The sequence below is a fragment of the Leisingera methylohalidivorans DSM 14336 genome (assembly GCF_000511355.1).
GTDB lineage: Bacteria > Pseudomonadota > Alphaproteobacteria > Rhodobacterales > Rhodobacteraceae > Leisingera > Leisingera methylohalidivorans.
Genome location: NC_023135.1, coordinates 866,687 through 888,853 on the forward strand (window position 1 = coordinate 866,687; position 22,167 = coordinate 888,853).

The 22,167-nt window shown below is 63.9% G+C and carries 18 protein-coding genes, 1 pseudogene and 1 riboswitch; of the genes and pseudogenes, 13 read left to right on the forward strand and 6 right to left on the reverse strand.

Translation table 11 applies throughout. From position 1 onward, the window contains the following. Nucleotides 1-14 precede the first annotated feature (14 nt). The 6 genes and pseudogenes from dmdD to METH_RS04340 form a co-directional block, all read left to right on the forward strand. Nucleotides 15-821: a methylthioacryloyl-CoA hydratase gene (gene dmdD / locus METH_RS04315; protein ID WP_024089193.1), complete on the forward strand. Its 807-nt coding sequence runs from the start codon at nt 15-17 to the stop codon at nt 819-821. A gap of 247 nt (nt 822-1,068) precedes the next feature. Further along, nucleotides 1,069-1,386, forward strand: a complete 318-nt coding sequence (locus METH_RS04320; protein WP_024089194.1) for an ArsR/SmtB family transcription factor — start codon at nt 1,069-1,071, stop codon at nt 1,384-1,386. 54 nt (nt 1,387-1,440) lie between these two features. Further along, complete coding sequence (locus METH_RS04325) at nt 1,441-2,490, forward strand: permease (RefSeq protein ID WP_024089195.1); 1,050 nt, start codon at nt 1,441-1,443, stop codon at nt 2,488-2,490. Nucleotides 2,491-2,871: 381 nt separating this feature from the next. Beyond that, nucleotides 2,872-3,064: riboswitch (cobalamin riboswitch) on the forward strand. A gap of 142 nt (nt 3,065-3,206) precedes the next feature. Then, complete coding sequence (locus METH_RS04330; protein ID WP_024089196.1) at nt 3,207-4,217, forward strand: ABC transporter substrate-binding protein; 1,011 nt, start codon at nt 3,207-3,209, stop codon at nt 4,215-4,217. Continuing rightward, nucleotides 4,214-5,263, forward strand: coding sequence for a FecCD family ABC transporter permease (locus METH_RS04335; RefSeq protein WP_024089197.1), 1,050 nt, complete (start codon nt 4,214-4,216; stop codon nt 5,261-5,263). The genes METH_RS04330 and METH_RS04335 overlap by 4 nt, the downstream gene beginning before the upstream one ends. Beyond that, nucleotides 5,260-5,770: pseudogene (locus tag METH_RS04340) on the forward strand (ABC transporter ATP-binding protein); the annotation flags it as partial. The gene METH_RS04335 and the pseudogene METH_RS04340, both read left to right, overlap by 4 nt. Nucleotides 5,771-6,210: 440 nt before the next feature. Here the strand turns inward: METH_RS04340 and METH_RS04345 are convergent. From METH_RS04345 to METH_RS04365, 5 genes are all read right to left on the reverse strand, one after another. Further along, nucleotides 6,211-7,707, reverse strand: coding sequence for an AMP-binding protein (locus METH_RS04345; protein WP_024089199.1), 1,497 nt, complete (start codon nt 7,705-7,707; stop codon nt 6,211-6,213). Continuing rightward, the gene (gene sauS, locus METH_RS04350) at nt 7,704-9,125 is read right to left on the reverse strand and encodes an acylating sulfoacetaldehyde dehydrogenase (RefSeq protein ID WP_024089200.1); all 1,422 of its coding nucleotides are present in this window, start codon (nt 9,123-9,125) and stop codon (nt 7,704-7,706) included. Before sauS ends, METH_RS04345 begins: the two co-directional genes overlap by 4 nt. Before the next feature lie 68 nt (nt 9,126-9,193). Beyond that, entirely contained in the window at nt 9,194-10,153 is a 960-nt protein-coding gene (locus tag METH_RS04355; protein WP_024089201.1) for a Bug family tripartite tricarboxylate transporter substrate binding protein, read from the reverse strand. Between the two features lie 42 nt (nt 10,154-10,195). Then, nucleotides 10,196-10,651 carry a tripartite tricarboxylate transporter TctB family protein gene (locus METH_RS04360; protein ID WP_024089202.1) on the reverse strand — a complete coding sequence of 152 codons (456 nt, stop codon included), beginning with the start codon at nt 10,649-10,651 and terminating at the stop codon, nt 10,196-10,198. After that, the gene (locus METH_RS04365) at nt 10,648-12,159 is read right to left on the reverse strand and encodes a tripartite tricarboxylate transporter permease (protein WP_024089203.1); all 1,512 of its coding nucleotides are present in this window, start codon (nt 12,157-12,159) and stop codon (nt 10,648-10,650) included. Before METH_RS04365 ends, METH_RS04360 begins: the two co-directional genes overlap by 4 nt. Nucleotides 12,160-12,272: 113 nt before the next feature. Between METH_RS04365 and METH_RS04370 the strand changes: the two genes are divergently transcribed. Beyond that, nucleotides 12,273-13,337 (forward strand): LacI family DNA-binding transcriptional regulator, encoded by a 1,065-nt coding sequence (locus tag METH_RS04370; RefSeq protein WP_024089204.1) that lies wholly within the window; start codon nt 12,273-12,275, stop codon nt 13,335-13,337. Here METH_RS04370 and METH_RS04375 read toward each other — a convergent pair. After that, entirely contained in the window at nt 13,306-14,271 is a 966-nt protein-coding gene (locus METH_RS04375; RefSeq protein WP_342667079.1) for a LysR family transcriptional regulator, read from the reverse strand. The genes METH_RS04370 and METH_RS04375 overlap by 32 nt on opposite strands. Before the next feature lie 39 nt (nt 14,272-14,310). Between METH_RS04375 and METH_RS04380 the strand changes: the two genes are divergently transcribed. From METH_RS04380 to METH_RS04405, 6 genes are all read left to right on the forward strand, one after another. Next, nucleotides 14,311-15,756 (forward strand): aldehyde dehydrogenase family protein, encoded by a 1,446-nt coding sequence (locus tag METH_RS04380; protein ID WP_024089206.1) that lies wholly within the window; start codon nt 14,311-14,313, stop codon nt 15,754-15,756. A 133-nt stretch (nt 15,757-15,889) separates the two neighbouring features. Continuing rightward, on the forward strand, nt 15,890-16,873 hold the full coding sequence (locus METH_RS04385) for a membrane dipeptidase (protein ID WP_024089207.1): 984 nt from the start codon (nt 15,890-15,892) through the stop codon (nt 16,871-16,873). Between the two features lie 5 nt (nt 16,874-16,878). Next, nucleotides 16,879-18,591 (forward strand): hypothetical protein, encoded by a 1,713-nt coding sequence (locus METH_RS04390; protein WP_024089208.1) that lies wholly within the window; start codon nt 16,879-16,881, stop codon nt 18,589-18,591. Beyond that, nucleotides 18,588-19,235 carry a DUF3726 domain-containing protein gene (locus METH_RS04395; protein WP_024089209.1) on the forward strand — a complete coding sequence of 216 codons (648 nt, stop codon included), beginning with the start codon at nt 18,588-18,590 and terminating at the stop codon, nt 19,233-19,235. Before METH_RS04390 ends, METH_RS04395 begins: the two co-directional genes overlap by 4 nt. Before the next feature lie 12 nt (nt 19,236-19,247). Further along, the gene (locus METH_RS04400) at nt 19,248-20,258 is read left to right on the forward strand and encodes an Ldh family oxidoreductase (protein WP_024089210.1); all 1,011 of its coding nucleotides are present in this window, start codon (nt 19,248-19,250) and stop codon (nt 20,256-20,258) included. Between the two features lie 77 nt (nt 20,259-20,335). After that, complete coding sequence (locus METH_RS04405; protein WP_024089211.1) at nt 20,336-22,165, forward strand: BCCT family transporter; 1,830 nt, start codon at nt 20,336-20,338, stop codon at nt 22,163-22,165. Nucleotides 22,166-22,167 lie beyond the last annotated feature (2 nt).

Here is a 22,167-nt window from a genome sequence, read left to right on the forward strand (position 1 = left end):
AAAAGGTCGGAACAATGCCGCAAGAAGCCAGTTCGCACTCCTACGAAAAGCTCGCCCTTGAACAGCGGGACAATGGCGTCTGCATTGTTACGCTCAACCGGCCGTCCAAGCGCAATGCGCTGGATGCCGCGACGATCGAAGAGCTTATCCGCTTTTTCAGCGGTGCCCGCGGCAATGGCGTAAAGGCCGTGGTGCTGGCAGGCGCAGGCGACCATTTCTGCGCCGGCCTTGATCTGGTGGAGCACTGGAAGGAAGACCGCAGCCCGGACGACTTCATGCATGTCTGCCTGCGCTGGCACGAAGCCTTCAACAAGATGGAGTACGGCGGGGTGCCGATCATCGCCGCCCTTCAGGGGGCCGTTGTCGGCGGCGGGCTGGAACTGGCCAGCGCGGCGCATGTCCGGGTGATGGATCAGACCACTTATTTCGCCCTTCCCGAAGGCCAGCGCGGCATCTTTACCGGCGGCGGTGCCACCATCCGGGTTTCCGACATGATCGGGAAATACCGGATGATTGACATGATCCTGACAGGCCGGGTGTATCAGGGGCAGGAAGCCGTCGATCTGGGGCTGGCGCAATATATCACCGAAGGGTCCAGTTTCGACAAGGCGGTCGAGCTTGCCGACAAGGTCGCGCAGAACCTGCCGCTGACCAACTACGCCATCTGTTCGGCGATCAGCCATTTGAACAACATGTCGGGTATGGATGCCGCCTATGCCGAGGCTGTCGTGGCCGGTGTTGTCAACACCCAGCCAGCGGCGCGCGAACGGCTGGAGGCCTTTGCCAACAAAACCGCAGCCCGCGTGCGGCCCAACAGCTAAGCCGCGCAAACCAGCCGTCAGGCCGTGGTTTCGGGCCTGGCCTGATGCTGCTGGACAGTGGCGGGCAGGGGGGAGGCGGAACCTGCGTTTGCTGTGGGTAATTGCCACCCATTTGCGGCATTCGGCTGGAATTCCCGGACAGCGCCGAAACTTTAGGGTCAAGGCGCCCTGCGGCCGGGCAGCTTAGCTTGGTGTCTCATGCCGGGCGACATCTTGACATAACCGGATTTGTGGTTATTTTAGCGTCATGACGATATCAAGCCACAACGCCCGCGCCCTTGCTGCCCTTGGCCACGATGCCCGTTTGGCCATCTTCCGCTTGCTGGTGAAAGCCGGGGAGGATGGGTTGCGGGTCGGCGAGATTGCCGGACATCTGGGCTTGGCACCCTCCACCCTGGCGCATCATCTGTCGGCACTGGTGGATGCCGGGCTGGTCGTGCAGGAAAAGCGCGGGCGTGAAGTGTTCAACCGGGTCGATTACCCCGTCATGCAGGGGGTGGTGAATTTCCTGACATCCGAATGCTGCACAGGTGTGACCCTGACTGTCAGAGAGGAAAGCGCGTGAGGTGAAAAGCTGTCTTCTTCGACTTAAAATAACTATAAATCTGGTGATATAGAAATGACAAACGCAACCAACGTTCCCCCAAGACCAGGCGCATCCGTCTGGCGGTTCATTCAAGAGCAGCGGGTCTGGCTGGCCTCTGCCGCAATCCTGCTGCTGCTGGTCATTTTTGATCCGGCACAATCCGCAGAAAGTGCTGTCTTTGCCGCAGCCGCGCTGGCGCATACGGCCCCCTATTTGCTGTTCTCCATTGCCGTCGCGGCCTGGGCCGGCGCCACTGGCGCGGACAATCTGGTTGCCAAGGCTTTCACCGGTAAACCGCTTCTGATGATTGCGCTTGGCGCCCTGGCGGGCGGGCTGTCGCCGTTCTGCTCTTGCGGAGTGATCCCGCTCATCGCAGCACTGCTGGCTATGGGGGTGCCGTTGTCCGCCGTCATGGCATTCTGGCTGGCGTCGCCGATCATGGATCCCTCGATGTTCTTTCTGACTGCCGGCGTTCTGGGCATTGAATTCGCGGTGGCCAAGACCGCCGCCGCGGTTGGCCTTGGCCTGTTCGGCGGCTTGGTTGTCCATTTGCTGAACCAGGGCGGCGCCTTGCAGGACGCGTTGCGCGACGGTGTCGGAAACGGCGGCTGCGGCGGGGCGAAAATGCGCGCGCCCAAGCCGGTGGTCTGGAGATTCTGGACCGAGGCGGAGCGCCGGGCGAAATTCGCCGGAACCGCCTGGACCACGACGCTGTTTCTGGCCAAGTGGCTGCTGCTGGCCTTCATTCTGGAAAGCCTGATGCTGGCCTGGATCCCGGCCGAGACCGTGACCTCCGCCCTGGGCGGTGAGGGTTTGCTGCCGATCATCACAGCAACACTGGTTGGTGTCCCTGCCTATCTGAACGGCTATGCGGCGCTGCCGTTGGTCGGCGGGCTGATCGAGCAGGGCATGGCGCCGGGGGCGGGCCTCGCCTTTCTGGTGGCCGGCGGTGTGACCTCGATCCCCGCGGCAATGGCCGTCTGGGCGCTGGCCCGTCCGCAGGTCTTTGCACTGTACCTCGGCTTATCGCTCACCGGTGCCTTTTCCGTTGGGCTGCTGTTCCAGCTCTGGCACGCGGTCTGAACCAATCCAGGGCCCGGGCCCGCTCGGGTCCTGAAGGCCGGGCTGAAACCGGAGGCAGTAGGGCGGGGCAATGAACCGGAGGTTTTGCCCCGCTCAGGCCGGGGCCGATGGAGACGCAGGCGGGCATCTTCTTAACGCCTTTGGCCTTCAGCGCCGGCCGGCCGGGCAGGCCGGGGCTGCCGGCCCGCATCAGCGCAATACGCAGCCCCGCTCTTCCGGCAGGCGGCTGACAGGCGTGCCCCCTATGAAACAGCTGCAGCTGGGTTTTCCACCAGGCGGTGCCTTGGGGAAGCCGCCTCCGCAGGCTGCCTGCAGCAGCGGCGCGCAGGGCGAGGAATTGCGGCCGCAGCGAAACTTTCCCTTGCCGCAACGGAGGTGATGCGCTACCCGCGCCTGACCGGTCCCGAAAGGGCTAAGAGGGAATCCGCGGTGCCTGCCGGCACCAAACGGAACTGCCCCCGCAACTGTAGGCGGCGAGTGCTGTGCCAGGACGTCACTGGGCCGAAACGGTCCGGGAAGACGGCACAGTCATTGACCCGCCAGTCAGGAGACCTGCCGGTGATAACCGAAACACACCGGGCGGGGTTGTCCGGGGAGGTTGCCGGTAAGATGCGCCGCCGCTTTCCGGTGCCGCAGGCGGGGGGCAGGCCCTCAGCCTTACCGGTCAATGCCCTTTCACCCGTTCTCCGGTCCTTGACACTTGGAGATCGAAATTCATGTTTCTGCGTTCCGGCCTGATCGGCCTTTCCTTCACCCTTGCGGCACATAGCGCTGCCGCCGGTGACACCTTCCCGCTCACAATTGAAAACTGCGGCCAGTCGGTCACTTTCGAGGTGCCGGCGGTGTCTGCGGTGACGGTTGGCCAGGCGGCGACCGAGGTGCTCTTTGCGTTGGGGCTGGGCGGCAAGGTGCTGGGCACTTCGGTCTGGTTCAACGACGTCCTGCCGGAATACGCTGACCTGAACGCCAAGGTCGAGCGGCTGGCCGACAACGATCCCAGCTTTGAAAGCGTGGTGGCCAAGCGCCCCGGGCTGGTGGCGGCGCAGTATGAATGGCATGTCGGCCCCGAAGGCGTCGTGGCCAAGCGTGAGCAGTTCCATGATCTGGGCATTCCGACCTATGTGATGCCCGCCGATTGCGCCGGCAAGGACAACACCACCGGCGGCGACGGCACCCGCACCCGGATGTTCACCACCGGCAGCCTGTATCGGGGCATCGAGGAGCTGGCGGCAATCTTCGGTGAAGCAGATAAGGGCGCCGAACTGGTTGCCGATTACAAGGCCCGCGAGGCCGCCGCGGTTGCCAAGGCACAGGAGGTTGCGCTGGAAGATGCCTCCGCTTTGTTCTGGTTCTCCTCGCCCGAAATGGAAAGCGATCCCTTTGTGGCCGGTCAGAAAGGCGCGCCGGGTTACATGATGCAGCAGCTTGGCCTGCGCAATGTCATCGAAACCGACGAGGAATGGCCGACCGTCGGCTGGGAAACCATCGCCAAGGCCAACCCCACGGTGATCGTCATCGCCCGCATGGACCGCCGCCGCTTTGCCGCGGATGACTACGAGAAGAAGCTGGAGTTCCTGCGCCAGGACCCGGTGGCGAGCCAGATGGATGCGGTCAGGAACAACCGTATTGTGGTGATGGACGCCCAGGGGATGGATGCCACCATCCGCGCCATTCCGGCGCTGGAAGATCTGGCTGCCGAACTCAGCGTGATCGGCAGCAGCCAGTGAGCGCAGCCGCCGCAATCACATGGCAGGGCCTCAAGGGTGCCTGCCTGGCCTTGCCTGTGCTGATTGCGGCGGTTCTGGCTGGCGCAATGATCGGGGAAACCCCGCTTGCGCCGGACCTGGTGCTGTCCGTTCTGGCCAACAAGCTGGCCGGTGCGGGCCTGCCCGTCGACCCGGTGGACCAGGGCATCATCTGGAGCTACCGGCTGCCGCGGGCGCTGGTGGCGGGGGCCTGCGGCGCGGCGCTGGCGGTGGCGGGCGTGGTGCTGCAGGCGCTGCTGCGCAATGCGCTGGCGGATCCTTACATACTTGGCATTTCGGCCGGCGCCTCGACCGGGGCGGTGGCTGTCACAATTGCGGGGCTGGGCGGCGGCGCGCTGTCGCTGTCCTTTGGCGCCTTCAACGGGGCGCTGCTGGCGTTTGGCTTTGTGGCCATTCTGGCCCGGGCCGCCGGCGCAGGCGGCAGCCGCGCGGCGGCGGCGCAGATTGTGCTGGCAGGCATCGCCGGATCGCAGCTGTTCAACGCGCTGACCGCCTTTATCATTGCCAAATCCGCCAATGCGGATCAGGCCCGCGGCATCATGTTCTGGCTGATGGGCAATATGAGCGGGGTGCGCTGGCCGGATGTGTGGCTGGCGGTGCCGCTGGCATTGGCCGGCTGGGTCATCTGCCGGTTCCATGCGCGGGCGCTGGATGCCTTCACCTTTGGCACCGACTCCGCGGCGTCGCTGGGCATCCCGGTGCGGCGGGCGCAGGTGATTTTGATCTGTGCCACCGCGCTGACCACTGCCGTGATGGTGTCGATTGTCGGGTCCATCGGTTTTGTCGGCCTGGTCATTCCCCATGCGGCGCGGTTCCTGGTCGGGCCCGGCCACCGCAAGCTGATGCCTGCCGCAGCGCTGACCGGGGCGGTGTTCCTGATCGGCGCCGACATCGTGTCCCGCATCATCATCCCCGGCCAGGTGCTGCCCATCGGGGTGGTTACGGCGCTGATCGGCGCGCCGTCGTTTGCGGTGATCCTGGTGCGCGGAAGAAGGGCTGCGCGATGAAGATCGAAGCCCGCAGCCTGTCTTATTCGATCCGCGGCAAGCAACTGCTGTCAGATGTCTCATTGACGGTGCAGCCGGGAGAGACACTGGCGCTGGTCGGGCCGAACGGGTCCGGGAAATCCACCCTGATGCGGCTGCTGGCGGGGCTGGCGCGTCCCTCGCATGGTGCGGTTCTGCTGGCTGAGAAACCCTTGGCGCAGCTGACGCGCAGAGAGGTTGCCCAGCGGACCGCGATTGTCGAGCAGCAGGCCGACACCGCTGAGCGCATCACTGCGCGCTCGGTGGTGGAACTGGGGCGGACCCCCTGGCTGTCAGCGTTGAGACCCTGGAGCAGTGAAGACAGCCTGCATGTGGATAATGCGCTGAAGACAGTGGAAATGGAGGGTTTTGCCAGCCGCGAATGGACCACCTTGTCCGGCGGCGAGCGGCAGCGGCTGCACATCGCCCGCGCGCTTGCGCAACGGCCCGGGCTGCTGCTGCTGGACGAGCCGACAAACCACCTGGATATTCACCATCAGCTGTCGATCCTGAACTGCATCCGGAACCTGAAGGTGACCACCGTGGTGGCGCTGCACGATCTGAACCAAGCGCTGACATGCGACCGGGTGGCGGTGCTGTCGGGGGGACGCCTGGTGGCGCTGGGCCCGCCGCAGCAGGCGTTGAACCCGGAGACGGTTACGCAGATTTTCGGGATCGCAGCCCGCTGGATCCGTGACGCGGAAGAGGCAGAGCCGTTTCTGTCTTTTCATCTGCGCTGACACCTGTGCAAAGGGACACTCCCGCCCGTTGCCGGATGCCCTGACGGACGGCCGGCGCCCGTTGGGCCCGGCGCCGCGCTGCGGCGCGGCGAACCAGTCAGCAATGCTGACCGGATGTTTCGTGTGCGAAACATTGGGTCAAATGGTCTGACCTTCTTGTGCACTGGCGGATGACGGCCCTTACGAAGCTCAGCTGCCGGGGAGCCCTGCAAGGATCTTGTTGCGCTGGATCTTTCCTGACGGTCCCTTGGGCAGGTCCGGCAGGATGTGGATCTCGTCCGGCGATTTGAACCGGCCCAGCATGGAATGGCAGATTTCGATCAGCTCCAGAGGCGTCAGGCTGGAGCCATCGCGGATCTTGACCGCGGCCTCCACCGTTTCACCGTAGCTTTTGCAGGGGCGGGCAAAAGCGGCGGCCTCAATTACATCGGGATGCGAATACAGCGCCTCGTCGATCTCGCGCGGGGCGATGTTTTCACCGCCCTTGATGATCAGCTCTTTCAGGCGTCCGGTGACAAAGACATAGCCGTCTTCGTCGATGCGTCCCAGATCGCCGGTCCGCAGCCAGCCGTCCGGGGTGAAAGTGCCCGCCGTGGCCGCGGGGTTGTTCAGGTACTCGCACATCACGTTGGGGCCGCGCACGGCCAGTTCGCCCTCGGTGCCCTCGGTCACCGGCTGCTGCTTTGCATCGAGGATTGCGATGTCGTTGCCATAGCCGACGCCGGGGGAGCCGATCTTGCGAATGCCGGGGGGCAGCGGGTTCGACAGGATCTGCGCGGCGGTTTCCGTCAGGCCCATAGTCTCAATGATGGGGATGCCGAACCGGTCCTCAAACGCGCGCTGCACGTCCGGGGCCAGCGCCGAGGACGCGGAGCGGCCAAAGCGCAGGCGCGCCTTTGTGCTGTCGACGGGGTCAAGCTCTGAGTGCAGCAGATGCGAAATGATGGTCGGCACCACCGAGAACCACGTCGCTTTGGACCAGCCCGCATGGGCCCAGAAACGGCTGGCCGAGAAGCGCTCGCACATGGCCAGCGAGCCGCCGGAAATCAGCGTGCCCATCACCGTCACGCACAACCCGTTGATATGATAGACCGGCAGCACGCACAGACCTCGGTCCTGCGGTGCCAGCTCATGTGCGATGGCTGTGGTCCAGCCGCCCGCCAGCAGGCTGGCATGGCTGTGCACCACCCCCTTGGGCTGCCCTGTGGTGCCGGAGGTGTACATAAGCAAAGCGTGGTCCCCGTCGGAAAGCGGGTGCAGCTCTGCCGGCGAACCGCCAGTTGCTGCCTGCCAGTCTAATGGGGAAAGGAGGGACAGGTCGGCGGTCTGCGCGAACAATCCGGTCTGGCTGGAATGCACAAATGCAAAGCGGGCGCCGCTGTGCTGCAGGGCGTAGGCGACAGCACTGTTGCCCGCGGCCAGGTTGATCATCGTGGCGCGGAAGCCGCCGTAAAGCACCCCGAACAGGCATTCGAGGGCTTCGCGCCCGTTCGGATGCAGAATGGCGATGCTTTCGCCCTTTGCGATGCCCATCGCGGTCAGCGAACGGGCGATGGCCTCGGCGGTGCTGCGCAGCTCGGGCCACGAAAGGTCCGGCGCGCCATCGGGGAAGACAAAACCGGTGCCGCCGTCCCCGGCGCGTTTGTTCAGCCAGTCGCGAACGGTTCCCTTGGGCGGTTCCATCATTCACCTGCCTCCGCCCAGTAGGCGGCGAAGATGTCGCTCAGTGCCGGTTCGCGGGGCGGGATTTCGCGCACGATTTTGGTGGTTTGCACAAAGTGGCGCCAGTTGAGGTTTGTGTCGATCGAATTGCCGCCCCAGCTGCCGCAGCCCATCGACAGGGAAAACGGCATGCCATTGGTAAAGGCGCCGCCGGTGGCAAATGTATGCGCCTGGTTCACGATCACCCGGCAGGTGGGCATTTCGCGGCCCAGCTCGACGGCGCGGGCGTCCTGGCGGGTGTGGATGCCGATGGAATGGCCGGCGCCCTGGTGGTCCAGGATACGGGCGGCGATGGCTTTGGCATCCGGGAAATCCGCGGCGCGGTAGACCGCCAGAATGCGGCTCAGCTTTTCGCCGGACAGCGGGTGGTCGGGACCGATCCCCTTGGTTTCCACCGCCAGAAATTCGGTGTCTGCTGGGACTTTTCCGCCCATGTCCAGCGCGGCCAGCATCTTGTCCGCGTCCTGCGCGATGACCTCGCGGTTCAGGTGGCCGTCCGGCCAGAGCTTGGCAATAATGCCCGCTGTGCCGGCTTCGGGAACCAGCGCCCCGCCTTCCCTGGCAAGTGCGGCAATGAACTGGTCATAGACGGCGTCCACCACCACAACCGCGTTCTCCGAGGAGCAGGAAGTGGCGTTGTCGAATGTCTTGGAGGCGGTGATCTTGGCCGCCGCATCCGCCAGGGCTGCGGTTTCGTCCACAATCACGGTCACATTGCCGGCGCCCACTGCCACCGCAGGAGTGCCGCAGGACTGGGCGCGGTGGACGTTGTTTTGGCTGCCGGTGCAGATCACCCGGTCGGCGGTCTCCATCAGCGCCTGGGTTTTGGCTTTGGAACCGGGTGCGGGGATCATCTGAACCAGATCCGGGTCCAGCCCCAGCTTGGCGAATTCGGCGTGAATGAAAGACAGCAGCAATTCGCAAGAGGCCACGCCCTTGGGCGAGGGGGCCACTACGATGGCATTGCCGCCCTTCAGGGCGTTGATGATATTGTTGGCCGGCGTTGCGGCCGGGTTGGTTGAGGGGACAACGGCGCCGATCACCCCGATCGGGCGGATGATCTCGGTGATGCCGGTCGCGGGATCGTCGCTGATGATACCCTGGGTCTGAACGCCTGCAATATCACGTAATAGCCCCAGCGTTTTGCGGTGGTTCTTAGTGATCTTGTCCGGCACATTGCCCAGGCCGGTGGTTTCAACGGCAAGCTCGGCCAGGGACCGGTTGCGGGCGGGTTCCATGATGGCCCAGCCTGCCGCCAGGGCGGCCTTGTCATAAAGCGCCTGGCTGCCGCAGGCCTCGAATGCCTGCTGAGCGGTGCGTGCGCGCGCCACGATCTGTTCCACCTCGGCGATGCCGGAGGCGAGTGCGTCCTGAGCGGTCATGTCTTACCTCGATTGATTGTCCGGGGCAGGGGCGCTGCCCCGGAGGGTTTCGGCCAGGGCTCGCGGGATCAGAGCCCGGCCAGAAGTTCCTTGAGTGTCTGTTCGCGGGCGGCCCACATCGCTTTGACCTCGTCGCGGGTCATGATGTGCATGGGCGAGCCGCCGGCCTGCATCTTCTTGGCCACACGGGGATTGGCGAACATCTCCGGCACGGTGGCGGCAAGCTGGTCGATCACCTCCTCGGGGGTGCCTTTGGGCACCATCACGCCGCGGAAATTGACCGAGGAATTGTCCACTTCCAGCCCCTGCTCCTGCATGGTGGGCACGTCGGGCACGAACTCCGAGCGCTGCAGGTCGGCCACGCCCAGAATTCTGACGTTGCCGGCCTCCTGCGCGCGGAAAGCGTCGGACAGATTGTTGATCCCGCCCATGACTTCACCGGCGATCACCGCCTTCATCGCAGCGGCACCGCCGCCTTTGGTCGGGATATAGGCCATTTTCACGCCCGCCGCCTTTTCGACCTGCAGCGCGGCAATGTGGTGGCCGACAAACAGCCCGGCGCCCGAGAAGGTCAGCTTGCCCGGGTTCTCCTTGGCATGGGCGACAACATCCGCCATCGAGGTGAAGGGGCTGTCCGCGGCTACAACAAACACGGCCGGGTCTGCGCCCCAATTGGCGATGGGTTCAAAACTGTCAGCGGAATACTGCACGCCGCCCTTGATCGACTGGGCGATGAAGTGCGGCACGTTATAGGCCGCCAGCGTGTAGCCATCCGGATCGGCCTGGGTGGCAAACCAGTTCCAGCCGACACGCCCGCCGGCACCTGGCTTGTTGATGATGGCGATGGGCATTCCCAGGGCATCCTCGTTGCCGGCGGTCATGGTCACGATCCGGGCCTGGAAATCGGTGGCGCCGCCCGCCCCGTAAGAGACCATCATCATGATCGGGCGTTCCGGGTAATCCTCGGCCAAAGCAGCACCGCCCAGGCCCATCAGCGCCATGGCAGCGCCTGCAATCAGTTTTTTCATCTTTTTTCTCCTCCCTTATGGTTCCGGTCCGCATTTCAGCGGTCAGAACAGAATTTCACGTGGTGTGTAGACGCTCAGCAGAAGCGCAAAGAGACCGTACATCACCGCAACAAAGCAGGCGGTGATCAGGGCGCGCTTGACCCAGGTCCTGGTTTCGGAATGCGGCGCGGGGTCGTAGAGCGACAGCAGAATGAAAAAGGCAATGGCGGTCGCAGTATAGAACCCCAGCGCTTTGGCGGCCCAGAACACATAGATCAGCATCACCGCCAGTCCGGGCAGCATGTTCAGGCACAACGAGCGGGAAATGCCCGCGCCGACCTTGCTGAGGCCAAGGACCGCCTTGCCGAAGGTCCAGCCTGCCAGCACCACAAACACGGAGGCGATCAGGCGCGGGAACAGGAAGGCCTCGGCAGGGGCTTGGGTATAGCTGATCCAGGCGACCCAGACGCCGACTGCAAATACCACGCCGGAGCCGAAGATGTGCTGAGACTGGTTCATGCCTGTGCCTCCTCTTTGGTGGTGTAGCGGCGGCTGCGGAGTTCCATCCAGCCCGAATAGGCGATGGAGGCCACCACCACGGAAATCAGGAAGATGTTCAGCCCGCCGGACAGGAAGTAGCTGGCCTTGCCGATGGTGGCGTCGGCGATCATGCCGCCCTGGATGAAATTGGATTCCGCGATCGGGCCCAGGATCAGCCCCAGCACCAGCGGCGCGGCAGAGAAGCCGAAGCGTTCCAGGAAGTACATGCCGATGCCGAGGCAGGCCATGACATAGACGTCGCCCATCGAGCTTTGCACCGAGTAGGCGCCGAACACCGACAGGGCCAGCACAATGGCCGCCATCACCGATTGCGGCACCTGGGCGACGCGGGCGGCCAAGCCTGCCACGTAGAGCCCGAAGAGGCACATCAGGACCTGGCCCACCAGCATCGAGTTGATGAAGGTCCAGGCCACGTCCGGGTGGTTGTCGAACAGGTCGGAGCCGGGGAAGATGCCATGGATCAGCAGCCCGCCAAGCAGCACCGCGGCGGTGGGGCTGCCGGGGATCGACAGGGTGAGAAGCGGCACCAGCGACGGGCCGACCATGGCATTGTTGGCGGCTTCAGCGGCGATCACGCCTTCGCTGTGGCCCTTGCCGAATTTCTCCTTCTCGGAGGAGAACTTCTTGGTCTGGTCATAGGCGACCAGCCCGGCGATCTGGCCGCCGACACCGGGGATCAGCCCGATGATGGAGCCGGTGATGGTGCCGATGCCCAGGGCCAGCGGGCGGCGCAGCAGTTCCCTGGTTGCGTCCAGAACCGAGTGTTTCTGCACCTCGATAACCTCGGCGCCTGCCGAACGGCGGCCCTTGGCGAACATGGTCAGAACCTGCGGGATGGCAAACAGGCCGATGAGGGCCGCGATGATGTTGATGCCGCCGCCAAGCGACGGGTGGAAGATGAAGCGCTGGGCACCCATGATGTCGTCAAAGCCGATGGTGGCCAGCCATAGCCCGATGCAGCCCGACAGCAGACCCTTGACCACCGAGGCGGAATCCAGCGAGCCGATGACCGTCACGCCCAGAATAGCCAGCCAGAACAGGTGCGATGGGCCGAAAGCCAGCGCCCATTCTGCCAGCAGCGGGGTCAGGAAGATCAGCAGCAGCACGCCGAAGATGCCGCCCACGGCGGAGGCGAGGAAGGACAATTGCAACGCCTTGGCGCCCTGGCCCTGCTTGGCCATCTGATGGCCGTCCAGGGTGGTGGCGATATTGGCCGGCGCGCCGGGGATCTTCAGCAGGATCGCGCTGACGGCACCGCCGGCAACTGTGGAGGTATAGGCCGCCCCCAGAAGGATCAGGCCCTGCACCGCCTCCAGATGGAAGGTGAAGGGGATCAGCAGCGCCACCGCCATCGTGGGGGAAAGCCCCGGGGTTGCCCCCAGGATCAGCCCGCCGACCGTGCCGCCCAGAAGCAGCAGGAAGGACAGCGGCGAGAAGACATCTCCGAAGTAAAATATGAAGTCCATTCAGGGCCTCCCAACCCGGCTGATCGTCCAATAGCTCTTGTTGACAAAACAGGTTAGGCCATGAAAATAGTAATGCAAACGTTTTCATAAAATGCACCACGGCAGGGGAATTTATGGCTTCAAAACAAAAAGGTAACGTCGATATCGCCGCCGTGGCCAAGGCTGCAAAAGTGTCTCCCTCCACGGTTTCGCGCACCTTCAACCACCCCGGTCTGGTCAGCCCGGCGACTCGCAAGAAGATCAACCGCGCAGTGCAGAAGCTTGGCTATATCCGCAACCGTGCGGCGCAGACGATGCACGGAAAGCGTTCAGCGACTATCGGCCTGGTTGTTCCGACGATCAACCACGCGATTTTTGCCGAGGTGATCCAGGCGTTCTCGGATTCCATCGGCAAAGAGGGCTTCAGCCTGCTGCTGGCCTCGCACGGGTATGATCTGGACCGGGAATACGCGATGGTCCGCAAGTTTCTGGAGCACCGGGTCGACGGGGTGGCGCTGATCGGGCTCGAGCATTCGGACGCCACCGCCCGGCTGATCGCGCAGCAGGAAATTCCGGCGATGGCAATCTGGAATTATGCTGAGGACGCGGCATGGCCCTGTGTCGGGGCTGACAACAGGCAGGCAGGCCGGATGGCGGCGGAGCATCTGCTGGCGCTGGGGCACCGCGACATCGGCCTGATCTTTCCCGACACACATGGCAATGACCGGGCGCGGCACCGGCTGTCGGCGGTTCTGGAAACACTAGAAGCTGCAGGAATCACCGTGCCGCAGGCCAGAAAATCCGAAGCGCCCTATAGCGTGGCGCAGGCCAAACAGGCGGCCTTGGACCTGCTTGCCGGGCCGTCCCGCCCGACGGCGCTGTTGTGCGGCAATGACGTGATCGCCCAGGGCGCGTTGTTCGGGGCGCAGAAACGCGGGCTGAAAGTGCCGCAGGAGCTGTCGGTTATGGGGATCGGCGATTTCAACGGCTCGGCTGATATTGAACCCGGCCTGTCAACGGTCCGGATCCCGGCCGAAACCATCGGAACACTCGCAGGGGCGCAGTTCACCCGATTCATCACATCCGATGCGCCGGAGCCGTTCAGGCTGTGCTGCGACCTGGAACAGATCATCAGGGGGACCACCGGGCCGGCCCAGGCGGCTTCGCTCAGCCGGGCAGGCCGTTGGAAAGGCCGCTGAACAGGTCGCAGGCCCGGATAAAGGCGCAGCATTCCTCGGACAACGCCGCAAAGCGGGAGCGGTCGCGCTGGTACAGGTAGACCTCGCGCCTGTCCGGCAGATCTGCAATCGGGCGGAAGGCCGTGGTTTCCGGCATGAAGCGGGCCACGGTCTGCGGCAGCACCGTGACCCATTTGCCGGTGCGCACCATGGTGATCAGCGAATGGGTGTTGTGAATTGTCACATCGGCGCCGCTGCTGGCCTCGACAAAGCGCTCATTGCGGATCAGATCGCACAGGGCATTGCGGACAAATCCCGCGCCGGTGACATCCGCAATGGAGGGCGGGCTGTCCTGCTGGAACAACGGGTGCCCGGCTGAGCAGACCAGGCCGAAGCGGTCCTCGAACAGCGGCACCGCCTTGACCCCGTTCAGCGGATGATAGCCGGAGGCGATGCCGATATCCGCCTTGCCCTCGGCCAGCGCATCCAGCACCTGCTGGGTGTCGGTATCGCGCAGTTCAACCTTAAGGCCGGGGTAGCGGGCGGTCATGTGCTCCAGCACCGGCGGGAACACCAGCGCCGCGACTGAGGGAACCGAGACGATGCGGATCAGCCCGTGTATGGCCTCCGCCGCCATTTCGATACTTTGCACGGTCTGGTCGAACTGGCGCACTTGTTTCTGGGCCAGGTCAAACACTTGCTCCCCCAGCGGCGACAGCTGGTTCTTGCGCTCGCCTTCGAACAGCTTTTTGCCCAGATGATCCTCCATCTGCTTGAGAGTCATGGAGACAGCCGACTGGGTCCGGCCCAGGCGGTTGGCCGCCTCTGACAGGTTTCCGGTTTGCGCCACGGTGCAAAAGGCGCGCAGCATTTCGATTTTCAGCGCCAGGGCTTCAAACTTTCTGTAGTTACGTTCAGTTATTTGAGTTTGACTGATGCGGGTCCGGAAGTCCATCCTGCTGCAAACCTGAAAATCAGCATCTGGGGCTTCTCCGTGACCAAACTGAACCTGATTGCCGGCGAATGGCTGGCTGGCGAAAGCGAAATCGAAAACCGCAACCCTTCGGATCTGAGCGATCTGGTCGGCATGTTTGCCCAGGCCAGCGCCGATCAGCTGGAGGCAACGCTGGATCAGGCGCAAGTTGCGCAAGCCGAGTGGGCGGCCTACGGCCTGGAGCGCAAGCAGACCGTGCTGAACAACATCGGCAACGAGCTGATGTCCCGCGCCGAAGAATTGGGCACGCTGCTGGCCCGCGAAGAGGGCAAGCCGCTGGCCGAGGGCAAGGGCGAAGTCTACCGCGCCGGTCAGTTCTTCACCTATTACGCCGCCGAATGCCTGCGCCAGATCGGTGAAAACGCCGACTCCGTGCGCCCGGATATCGAAGTCGATGTGCGCCGCGAGGCCGTCGGCGTGGTGGCGATCATCTCTCCCTGGAACTTCCCGACCGCAACCGCGTCCTGGAAAATCGCACCGGCGCTTTGCTATGGCAACGCGGTGGTGTGGAAGCCCGCCAACATCACCCCCGCATCGGCTGTTGCGCTGACCGAGATCATCGAGCGTCAGGACATCCCCAAGGGCCTGTTCTCGCTGGTGATGGGCTCGGGCCGCTCGATCGGCCAGCGCCTGGTCGAAAGCCCCAAGGTGAACGCGATCTCCTTCACCGGCTCGGTGCCGGTGGGCAAGGGTATTGCGGCGGCGGCGATCCAGAACCTGACCAAAGTGCAGATGGAGATGGGCTCCAAGAATGCGCTGGCGGTGATGGACGACGCCGATCTGGATCTGGCTGTTGCCTTGTCGCTGGGCGGCGCCTTTGGCGGCACCGGGCAGAAATGCACCGCCTCCTCGCGGCTGGTTGTGCATGACGCCATCCACGACGCATTTGTCGAAAAGCTGGTTGCCGGCGCCAAAGCCATGAAAGTCGGCCACGCGCTGGAAGAGGGCGTGCAGATGGGCCCGGTGGTCAGCGAGCAGCAGCTGAACGAGAACCTGGCCTATGTCGACCTGGGTAAATCCGAAGGCGCGGAGCTGGCCTGCGGCGGACAGCGGCTGGAGATGCCGCACGAGGGCTTCTACATGTCGCCGGGCGTGTTCCTGAACAGCACCAACGCCATGCGCATCAACCGCGAGGAAATGTTCGCGCCGCTGACCAGCGTGATCAAGGTCGGCAGCTACGACGAGGCGCTGGCGGTGGTCAATGACACCAACTTCGGCCTGACCTCGGGCATCGTGACCCAGTCGCTGGCCCGCGCCACCCATTTCCGCCGCAACGCGCGCACCGGTGTTGTCACCGTCAACCTGCCGACGGCAGGCACCGACTACCACGTGCCGTTCGGCGGCCGCGGCGACAGCTCTTATGGCCCGCGCGAGCAGGGCAAGGCGGCGGCTGAGTTCTATACCACCGTCAAGACCGCCTACATCAGCGCTGGCAAGCCGGTCTGATTGCGGGAACCTGGCAGCGCCTTGCAGCCGGCCTGCCTGAGAATGAAAGCGCCCGTTCCGACCCTTCCGGGGCGGGCGCATACCGCCCGCCGCAAGCGGCCGGGCGATGGTTTTTGAAATTCGAGGTGCTTGAATGACCGGATACCGTATCGATTGCCTGCAGTATGCCAACTGGTCGGAGAAGATTTTCCGCCAGCTGCGCGAGGGCGGCGTGGACGCGATCCAAGTCACCATTGCCTATCACGAGAACTTCCGCGAAACGGTTCTGAACTTCGAGAAGTGGAACCGCTGGTTCGAGCAGTATCCGGACCTGATCATGAAGGGGCAGTGGGCCGGCGACATCGACAAGGCGCGCGAGACCGGCCGCACCGCGGTTTTCTTCGGCTTCCAGAACCCGTCACCGATGGAGGATGACATCGGCCTGGTGGAGATCCTGCACACTCTGGGCGCGCGCTTCATGCAGCTCACCTATAACAACCAATCGCTGCTGGCGACCGGCTGTTACGAGGCCGAGGATCCCGGCATCACCCGCATGGGCAAGCAGGTGATCAAGGAGATGAACCGCGTCGGCCTGGTGGTGGACATGAGCCATTCTGCCGACCGCTCCACCATCGAAGCGGCCGAGCTGTCCACCCGGCCCATCGCCATTACCCATGCCAACCCCTATGAATGGTCGCCCGCCCTGCGCAACAAAAAGGATGATGTGATCCGTGCGGTCACCGGCCACGGCGGCATGCTGGGCTTTTCGGTCTATCCGCATCACCTGAAGGACAAGGGCGCCTGCACCCTGCAAAGCTTCTGCGAGATGGTTGCACGCACCGCCGACAAATACGGGGTCAAGCACCTCGGCATCGGCACCGACCTCTGCCAGGATCAGCCCGACAGCGTGGTTGAGTGGATGCGTGTCGGCCGCTGGAGCAAGGAAATCGACTACGGCGAGGGATCAGCCGCCGCTCCGGGCTTCCCGGAAATGCCGGGCTGGTTCAAGGACAACCGCGACTTCGGAAACATCGAAGAGGGCCTTCGCGCGACGGGCATGAACGATGATGAGGTCAGCGGCATCATGGGCGGGAACTGGTACCGGTTCTTTGCCGAGAACTTTGGCCCCAAAGGATAACCTAAATGGAAACAACCGCGCAGACATCAATATCACTGCGGGACCCGGCTCAGGTCATGCGCCTGAGCCGTCTCGGCTCTTTGCACCAGTGCCGTCTCAGCTTTATGCGGATTCTGACACGGCGCATGGCCCGCGAAAACTGGAGCTTTTCGCGCCCCAAGTTCGATATTGATGAAAACGGCGTCGGCGTTGCGGTTTTCTCCGCCACCGGCCCTGCGCGGACCTATTCCCTGATCGCCTTTGCACACGATCTGCCGCCTGAAATGCGGTCGGATCGTGTGATTGCAACTGCCTGGGATGCCACTTTTGCCTTGTTCGATGGCGTCCCGGATGACGAAGATATCGAACGCCTTTCGAAAAATGTCCCTTATCAGGAAGCCGGCCGGGTCAGCGAACGAGAGATTTCGGTATCGCGGGCAAACCGGTCCGTGCGCCTGTGGGAACATGTGGTCAATGCCCTGTCCGAAGGCCGTCAGCCGGATGTCGGCCAGCTTGATGCTGTCGGCTATCTGATGCGGACCACCGCCGTTTATGGCTCGGGCAAGCTGGGCGCCGCCGACCGCGAGATGATCGCAACGCGCCCGGAATTCCAGGTTCCCTTCCAGGCTGAGATGCTGTCGGTTTTCCTGACCCGCTGGTTCGTGCGCGATCTGGTGCAGCATATGGCCGGCCTGCGCGCCAAGGCGGCAGGGCGCACGGCGGCGCAGCTGGACCCGGAGCTGGCCCGTTCGCTGGGGATCGGCAATTCAACCGGATTGGGCATGGCGCCGTTCCTGCTGAACCATCCGGTCCTGTTCAACAACTGGATCGCCTCCCGCGAGGAAGCGATCCGGACTGTCCGCAGTCTCGACAGCGCGTCTGATGAGGACATCTCCCTGTTCCTGCAGCTTTTGCAGCGCAGCAAGAAGAATGTCGCCTTGTGGACGTCCGAGCATGAGATTCAGCTGCGCAAGCTTGCCGATTTGCGCAGTGACCTGGTCAAGATCGACAGCTACCTTTCAGATCCGCAGGTGCTGACTGTCAGCCAGCCATGGGATCAGATGCACCGCTGGGCCGAGGAAACGCTGTCGCTGGAAGGCCAGGAATGGCTCGCGTCGCTGATGCTGGAGCCCTATGGCAGCCTGATCGACGGATTGAGCGGCGGCATGGCGGCGGACAACACGCCGACGTTCCGTATCTCGGGGGCGATGACCATCGAGGAACTGCGCGGGCTTCTGACGCGGGTATATGAATGGGCCATCGGCACGGATTGGCAAAAGCGGGAAAACCGCGCCCGCGCCTGGTATGTGTCGGAAGAAAAGCTGGAACCGCGCCTGGGCGAACGGTTCGAGGAGCCGGTGGAAGAATACGAGCAGCCATTGGCCCCCGGCCGGGATGCTGCTGCGCTGTTCAACGCGCTGGCGCATTGGCAGGGCGACACCCGCGTCGCCGAGTTTCTGCTGCGCCACCCTGAGTACCGCCATACCGTGCGCCGCGCCCAGATCGCGGGCCGCGCACCCTATGCCGAGATCCGCGACAACACAATTTCGCATGACGTGCTGCCGATTGACATGCTGCGCTGCAAACTCGCCTTTTTCGGCGCCACGCAGTTTGATCCCCGCTCTGACCGCTGGGTCCGGATCTGCATGTACGGCAACGCGCCCTATCCGCAGGATCTTTCGCAGGAGAATGCGGAATTCTGGGTTTATCCCAGGCTCGAAGAGGGGGCACCGGAATGAACCATTCGCTGAATGAAATCGAAGCGATGTGCAAACGCGCTGCCCGCGGTGCCGGCCTGTCCTGGGGCCTGGCCGAGGAAGCCGCCAAAGGCACACGCTGGCTGTCTGCCTTCGGCTTTCCGGGGGCGGAGCTGCTGGCGGCGCTTCTGGAGCTGAACGACCGGCTGCCGCCTGCCGATTTCGCCCCCTCGGCGCTGGCCGGCGTGTGGACCGCGCCTTCGGGACGGATGAGCCCGCTGATCGCCGGCGCCGCCTTGAGCGATTGCGCGGTGCAGCTGATGGACGCGGGCCGGATCGAAATGGAGCGTGTTTGCGTGCCGCTGCTGCTGGTTCCCTTTGCGGCTGGTGCCGCTTTGCGGCTGGAAACGCCGGTTGCCGTGGAATGGGCCGGTGCCCGTTTGGCCACGGATGGCCGCCAGCTCTGCGCGCAGGGCGCCCCGGATGCCTATACCGCCATGCTGGCGGAGAAGGTGGCCTTTACCGCCCCAGCTGAAATGACAGAACGCCGGGAGCCGGTCTTGCGCGGCAGCGCCCCGGCCGAGGCCTGGAACCGTCTTGGCGTTCTTGCCCACCGCACTTATGCGCCCGCCACCGAAGCTTCGCGATTGCGCGGCGCGGGTGCCGGGCTGTCCGACAACGACTGAAAAGGCGTCGCTATGACCGAAACCAAAACCCTGTCCCTTGCCGAGATCGAGGATCTGTCCTTCCGCGCCCTGGTGGCGGCCGGCACATCCGAGGCCAACGCCCGGCCGCTGGCGGTTGCCACCGCGGCAACCGAAGCGGATGGCGTCGCCAGCCACGGCCTGGCCTATATCCCGATCTATGCCGAGCATGTGCAATGCGGCAAGGTGGACGGGCAGGCGATTCCGGCACTGGCGCGCCCGCGTCCCGGTGTGGTGGCGGTGGATGCCGCCACCGGTTTTGCCCATTCCGCGATCGACCTGGGGTTTGAAGCGCTGATCCCGGCGGCCCGCGCGCAGGGTGTGGCGGTTCTGGCAATCCGCAACAGCTATAACTGCGGCGTGCTGGGCTATCACACCGCCCGTCTGGCCCGCGCCGGGCTGGTGGGGCTGGGCTTCACCAACGCGCCGGCCTCGATTGCGCCTTCGGGCGGCGCCAGGCCGGTTGTCGGCACCAATCCGTTTTCGGTGGCGGTGCAGGGTGAAGACGGCGAGCCTGAGCTGCTGATCGACCAGAGCGCCAGCACCATCGCCAAAAGCGAAGTGATGAAACACGCCCGCGAAGGCAAGGAAATCCCGCTGGGCTGGGCGCTGGACGCCGATGGCAACCCGACCACCGACCCGGACGCGGGCCTGAAGGGCTCGATGGCGCCGTCGGGCGGCTACAAGGGCGTCGGTGTTGCGCTGCTGACCGAGATCATGGCCGCCGCCCTGACCGGTGCGACCCTGGGTATCAATGCCTCGCCGTTTTCCGGCACCGCAGGCGGACCGCCCAAAACCGGCCAAATGTTCATCGCAATCGACCCGGTTGCTACCTCAAATGACAGTTTCCGTTCAGGAATGGTCGGAATCGTGGAAGCAGTGCGTGCGCAGACAGGCGCACATCTGCCGGGCGACGGGCGCCGCGGCAAGCGGCTCAAGGCCCGGACAGATGGCGTCGCGGTCAGCGTAGCAACGCTGAACAGGATCCAAGCCCTGCTGGGCTGACGCCAGACTCCGGCGGTTGCGCGAACCGCCGGAAAATCCGCATTTCGGTGCGGCACGTGCGAAACGGGAGGAAACGCATGTCAATTAAGCAACCTTTCACCGATCTGGAGATTAAGACCTCCGACGGTGGCTTCTATAAGGGGCACAGCCTTGAGATCGCCTTGCTCAGCAAGGGGATCATGGTCGCTCTGGTTCTCTGGGCACTGGTCTGGCCGGCAAACGCCACGGGCGTTCTGGGCAGCCTTAACTGGCGTATTCTGGAAAACTTCAACGCCTTCTACATCGTCATCGTCGGCTTCTTCGCCTTTTTCCTGTTTGTGATCGCCGCATTGCCGCAAACTGGTAAGCGGATCATGGGGACGCCGGGTCAGGCCAAGGAGTTCTCGGACTTTTCCTGGTTCTCGATGATGTTCGGCGCCGGCCTGGGTGTCGGCCTGATGGTTTTCGCCACCGCCGAGCCGCTTGGCCTTTGGGGCTCGAACCCGGAAGTGCTGGCGCAGAACGTGGTGCCGAACACCGAAGAAGCCATTCAGTCCGGCTTCCGCTACACGTTCCTGCATTACGGCTTTCATGCCTGGGCGATCTATGTGGTGACCGGCCTGTCGCTGGCCTACTACGCCTATACCCGTGACATGCCGCTGACCATCCGCACCGCGCTGACACCGCTGTTCGGCAAGCTGATGAACGGCTTCCTGGGCCATGTCGTCGACGTGCTGGGCGTGGTTGCCACCATCCTGGGTGTCTCCGTGACCATCGGCTTCGGCGTCAGCCAGTTTGTTGACGGCGTTTATGCCGTGACCGGCATGGAATGGATGATGGACATGAGCGGCGACGCGCCGGCACCGGGCACTGTCGGCCTGCTGGCAGGTCTCTTTGCCATCATGGGCCTGTCGATCATCTCGGCTGTCTCCGGCGTTGGCCGCGGCGTGAAATACCTGTCCAACCTGAACCTGGTTCTGTCAATCGTCCTGCTGCTGACCTTTGTGGTGTTCGGCTCGTTCATGTTTGCCATGACCACCTATGCGTCGGCCTTTGTGGATTACATCCTGCACTTCACGGCGCTGAGCTTTGGTCCCTATGGCCCGCAGCCGGCAGCTGAGTTTGCGGCGGCATTGCCTGCCGAGGCAGCCCCGTATGCGGATGCATTGCGCGGCGGTGCGACCAACGCCTGGGGCTCTTTCGGCGGCTTCAAGTCCGGCCTTGAAGGCGAAGCGGCAGCGCTGTCCGATGACGTTCTGTCGGCAGTCTATGCAGCGGGTGAACCGCAGCGCCAGTTCGGCTGGCAGGCTGGCTGGACCACCTTCTACTGGGCCTGGTGGATTGCGTTCTCGCCCTTTGTCGGCCTGTTCCTGGCACGCATTTCCCGCGGCCGTTCGGTGCGTGAGTTCATCATCGGCTGCGTGTTCGCACCGGCGATGGTCTGCTTTGCATGGATGGCAATCCTGGGCGGCACCGCCATCGATCTGGAACTGAGCGGTGCGGCAGAAGGCGCGATCATCGGTGCCTCCAACACGGCCAAGCTGTTCGTGACCCTGCAGAGCATGATCGACGGCGGCCTGCTGTCGGGCATCACCATCATGTGCGTGGTGCTGATCATGACCTTCCTGGTCACCTCGGCTGACTCCGGCATCCTGGTGATGAACACCATCATGTCCGGCGGCGACCAGAACGTCGGCAACAAGCATAAGATCGTTTGGGGCCTGATCCTGACCGCTGTGATCGGCACGCTGTTGTTTGCAGGTAAGCAGAACGGCGGGGCCGATCCGATGGAAGCGCTGAAAAGCGCGATGATCATCGGCGCGCTGCCGTTCACCATGGTGATGGGTCTGATGTGTGTGTCGCTGGCCAAGGCGCTGTTCCGTGACGGTCAGCGTGACAAGGCTGGAGACCGCGCACCTGCCGAGTAAAA